The 657-nt window shown below is 71.2% G+C and carries 1 protein-coding gene; it reads left to right on the top strand.

What is annotated here, in order from left to right:
• On the top strand, positions 1-657 hold a 657-nt coding region (locus CVM52_RS26315), incomplete at both ends, for a YcjX family protein (protein ID WP_172721111.1).

The following is a 657-nucleotide window of genomic DNA, read 5'->3' as shown; positions in this document are numbered from 1 at the left end:
CGCGCGGCCGGCTGGTCCGATTGCACGCCGGGCCGCTTCCTGCTGCCGGGCGATCTGGCCGGGTCGCCGGTGCTGACCTTCGCGCCGCTGCCGGCGTTGGAGCGGGCGCCGCGCAAATCGCTCTGGCGCGAGATGGAGCGGCGGTTCGACGCCTACAAGAGCCAGGTGGTGCAGCCGTTTTTCCGCGATCATTTCGCCCGCATCGACCGGCAGGTGGTGCTGGTCGACGCGCTGGGCGCTATCGGGCGTGGGCCGCAAGCGGTGGCCGAGATGAGCGCGGTGCTGCAGGAGATCCTGATGGCGTTCCGGCCGGGGCAGAACGCGTTTCTGTCGCGGCTGCTGCTGGGCCGGCGGGTCGAGAAGATCCTGTTTGCCGCCACCAAGGCTGACCACCTGCATCACAGCCAACACGCCCGTCTGACCGGGTTCATGCAGGCGTTGGTGAAACAGGCGGCGGAACGGGCGCGCTTTGCCGGGGCCGAGACCGGGGCCTTGTCGCTCGCGGCGCTGCGCACCACCACCGAGGAAGAGCGGCGCCACGACGGTCGGGTGCTGAACATGGTGCGCGGCCGGCTGCTGGACAGCGGCAAGCAGGCGGCGTTTTATCCCGGCGAGCTGCCGGAGGATCCAGCCCGGCTGTTGGCGCCGGGGGCGGCG

The organism is Pseudooceanicola lipolyticus (assembly GCF_002786325.1).
Taxonomy (GTDB): Bacteria; Pseudomonadota; Alphaproteobacteria; order Rhodobacterales; family Rhodobacteraceae; genus Pseudooceanicola_C; species Pseudooceanicola_C lipolyticus.
The sequence above is the reverse complement of the archived record's forward strand: the minus strand, read 5'-3'. Positions and strand labels throughout refer to the sequence as shown.